Source organism: Massilia sp. P2_C2, from assembly GCF_056404615.1.
On sequence record NZ_JBFUDR010000682.1, the window covers coordinates 1 to 548 of the forward strand.

Below are 548 nucleotides of genomic sequence, written 5' to 3' on the forward strand. Positions count from 1 at the left end.
CGCCGACACTGGCCGCCGGAGGCAATGTCGCCGCCGGCCCGCAACTGCAATCGATCCTGATCGCGCGCGCGGCGGGCGGGCGCCATGTGGCCGTCATCGACGGCGAGACCGTGCGCCTGGGCGAGACGTTCCACGGCGCGAAGGTCGCGCGCATCGGCGAGAACGAGGTCGAGCTGGTGCGCGGCGGCGAACGCCAGGTGCTGCGCCTGTACGCCGACGCCACCGACGGGCGTGACCGCGCCGCGGCCCGCAATGCGCGCCGCTGAACAAGGATGAGGATGAACGACAAGCGTACCCCGATGCCCCGCGCGCTGGGCGCCGCACTGGCAGTCGCCATGCTGGCGCTGGCCGGCTGCCAGACGCCGAGCGCGACGACCTACGACAATATCAAGGGCGAGCTGGCGAGCGGCGCGAACAAGCGCCCGGCCGCGGCGCCGACGGTCGACGCGGCCGTCGCCGACGCGCTGCTGCCGCCGGCCGCCGCGCTGGCCACGCAACTGCCGAAAGCCCGCCCCGCACTGGAGGAACGGTTCAACGTCTCCTTCAAC

Annotated in this window: 2 pseudogenes; both read left to right on the forward strand. The window is 73.5% G+C overall.

The features are described 5' to 3' along the window. Positions 1-266: pseudogene (locus tag AC1DYX_RS31840) on the forward strand (hypothetical protein); the annotation flags it as partial. Between the two features lie 12 nt (positions 267-278). Beyond that, positions 279-548 (forward strand): annotated as a pseudogene (locus AC1DYX_RS31845) (hypothetical protein); the annotation flags it as partial.